Annotated in this window: 2 protein-coding genes; both read left to right on the top strand. The window is 74.6% G+C overall.

What is annotated here, in order from left to right:
• The first annotated feature begins 26 nt into the window (after positions 1 to 26).
• The gene (hemA, locus tag QOL99_RS16540) at positions 27 to 1133 is read left to right on the top strand and encodes a glutamyl-tRNA reductase (protein WP_285525430.1); all 1107 of its coding nucleotides are present in this window, start codon (positions 27 to 29) and stop codon (positions 1131 to 1133) included.
• Positions 1134 to 1340: 207 nt separating this feature from the next.
• The coding region (gene ygfZ, locus QOL99_RS16535; RefSeq protein ID WP_285525428.1) for a CAF17-like 4Fe-4S cluster assembly/insertion protein YgfZ at positions 1341 to 2219 on the top strand (879 nt) is incomplete at its 3' end.

Raw genomic sequence — 2219 nt, 5'->3', positions numbered from 1 at the left:
GGCCTGGAGCCGGGCCGGGGGGGCGCGTGACGCTGGCCTGCCCCACGGGCCGCGCCCTGCTCGCCGGAGCCCACGTGCCCCCGCCCGCCGCGCTGGATTTCGTGGTGGTGGGCCTGAACCACCAGACCGCCCCGGTGGAGGTCCGCGAGCGGGCCGCCGTCCGCGCCGGGGACGAGGCCGCGCTGCTCTCGCACCTCTCGCATTCGGCGGGCGAGGCCCTGCTGCTGGCGACCTGCAACCGCACCGAGGTCTACCTCGCGGGGCTGCGCGGCGACCCCCGCGCCGTCTTCGGGGACGCCTGGGGCGAGGGGCTGGCCGAGCACCTCTACGTGCACCGGGGCGAGGCGGCGGCCACCCACCTCTACCGGGTGGCGGCGGGTCTCGACAGCCTGGTGATCGGGGAGACGCAGATTCAGGGGCAGGTCAAGCGGGCGTGGCAGGCGTCGCGCGACCTGGGGCTGGCGGGAACGGTGCTGAACAAGGTCGCGCAGGGCGCCCTCGCGGCGGGCAAGCGGGTCCGCACCGAGACGGGGCTGGCCGACCGGGTCGTCAGCGTGTCGAGCGCGGCCGTCGAACTCGCGCACTCGGCGCTGGGGGGGCTCGTGGGCCGCACCGCCCTGATCCTGGGTGCGGGTGAGACCGCCGAACTCACCCTGACCCACCTGCGGGCGGCGGGCGTGGAGGACGTGATCGTGGTCAACCGCACCGCCGAGCGGGCGCGGGCGCTGGCCGAGCGCGTGGGCGGCCGCGCCTGCACCGCCGAACTGCTGCACGAGGCCCTGCCGCTGGCCGACGTGGTGATCGCCTCGAGCGCGGCGCCCCACTACGTCCTGCATCCGGAAGGGGTGGCGGCGGCCCTGGTCGGGCGCCCCGGGCGGCCCATGTTCCTGATCGACATCAGCGTGCCGCGCATCCTCGACCCCGGGATCGGGGGGGTGCCGGGAGCGCACCTGTACAACCTCGACGACCTCACGGCCATCGTGAGCCGCAACCTGCAGTCGCGCCGCGCCGCCCTGCCCCACGCCGAGGCGGTCGTCCGCGAGGCTGTCTCCGACCTGACCCGCTGGAACCTCACGCGGGAGGCCCAGCGGGCGCTGCGGGCCGGGCGCGAGCTGGCGGCGGCGAGCGACTGAGACGGATTCCGGATCGACAGCTCCTGTCACTGTTCAAGACGGGCGGCGCGAGTGGGAAAAAACGGTTGCCGGGAAAGGAGTTCTCGAATCGGCGCTCTCCCGGTTTGGGAGTTTGGGAACCCATCGGACGGAAACCGGAGGACGCTCCCGCCCCAACCCTGCCCCCTGCCTCACATGCCCGCCCCCTTTTCCCGTAGCCTGAGCCCCATGTGGACCCGCCTTCCCTCCAGCGCCCTGCGCCTGACCGGCTCGGACCGGGTGGACTTCGCGCAGGGGCAGATGACCGGCGACCTGCGGGGAGCCCCCACCCCCGGCATGGTCGCCGCCTGCTTCCTGAATGTGCGCGGCCAGATCGAGTTCTTCGCCCGCGTGTACCGGCGTTCTGGCGACGTGTACCTGCATCTCGGGGCGGGGCAGGCCCCGGCGCTGGAAGGGCGGCTGCGGCGTTACATCATCTTCGATCAGGTGGACCTGACCGACCTTTCCGGCGACCTGCGGACCGTGCATGTCTGGCGGGAGGCCGACCTCCCCGGCTGGGACCCGGCGGGCGGCGACGCGCAGGAATTCGGGCTGGCCGGGGCGACCGTGCTGGGCGGGCGCGTGAACCGCACCGGGGAGAGGGGGGTGGACCTCCACGTCCTCGCCGGACAGGAGGCGGCGGTGCTGGAGGCGCTGGCGGGTGCCGAGGTTGCGCTGCCGGCCCTGCACGCCGCCCGCATCCGCGCCGGAATCCCCGACGTGGACGCCGACGGCCTCGCGGGCACCCTGATTCCGGAAGTCGGGCTGGACGTGGGCGGACCCCTTCCGGCCATCAGCTACCGCAAGGGCTGTTACGTGGGCCAGGAGATCATGGCCCGGCTGGAAGCGCGGGGGCAGGCCCGTTATGGCCTGGCGCGATTGCGCGGCGACGGCCTCCCCGAGCGGGCCGAGGTCACGCGGGGCGGGAAGGTGGTCGGGCAGTCCGGCGCCCACGCCGGGGGCCTCAGCCTCGCGCGGTTGCGGCGGGAGCTGGTGCCGGGGGACGCGGTGGAGGTGGGCGGGGTGCCCGCTGCCGTGGACCTGCTGGCGCCCCTGACTGCCGATGCT

This window comes from Deinococcus rhizophilus, from assembly GCF_030271215.1.
Lineage (GTDB): Bacteria > Deinococcota > Deinococci > Deinococcales > Deinococcaceae > Deinococcus > Deinococcus rhizophilus.
The sequence above is the reverse complement of the archived record's forward strand: the minus strand, read 5'-3'. Positions and strand labels throughout refer to the sequence as shown.